The sequence below is a fragment of the Micromonospora sp. LOL_014 genome, from assembly GCF_048060245.1.
In the GTDB taxonomy this organism is placed as follows: domain Bacteria; phylum Actinomycetota; class Actinomycetes; order Mycobacteriales; family Micromonosporaceae; genus Micromonospora_E.
This window is the reverse complement of sequence record NZ_JBHMIP010000111.1, coordinates 1-498: the sequence shown is the minus strand read 5'-3', so window position 1 is coordinate 498 and position 498 is coordinate 1. Positions and strand designations below refer to the sequence as shown.

The window sequence follows — 498 nt, the reverse complement described above, 5'->3', positions numbered from 1 at the left end:
GCGCATGTAGCCGGAGCAGGTGATCACCCGGCACGACTCGTGGCCGAGCCAGTGTTCGATGGAGTGGATGGACTTGTTCATCTCGTCGGGGAGCCAGCCCTGGTGGCGGCCGGCTTCGGTGGCGTGGATGGTGGCGACGAGGGGGATGTCGAGGTGTTCCTTGAGGGTGATGGCGGTGTGGGTGACGAGCCAGTCGTGGGCGTGGATGACGTCGTATTCGGCGGTCTGGGTGGCGCGGAGTGCGGCGCGGGTGAGGGTGTGGTTGAAGGCCATGGTCCAGGCGAGGAGGCTGGGGGTGGCGAGGGGGAACAGGGGTGGGTCCTCGGCGGCGCGGATGATGCGGACGCCGTCGGCGTATTCCTCGAGGGGGGCGCCGGGGGCGTGGCGGGTGACGACGGTGACCTCGTGGCCGGCGTTGGCCAGGGCGACGGAGAGGGCGTGTACGTGCCGGCCCAGTCCGCCCACCACGACGGGTGGGTACTCCCAGGACAGCATCAG

Annotated in this window: 1 protein-coding gene; it reads right to left on the bottom strand. The window is 69.9% G+C overall.

Annotated features, from left to right (window positions below; genetic code table 11):
* The coding region (locus tag ACFHW1_RS28855; RefSeq protein ID WP_416557699.1) for a glycogen/starch synthase at positions 1–498 on the bottom strand (498 nt) is incomplete at both ends.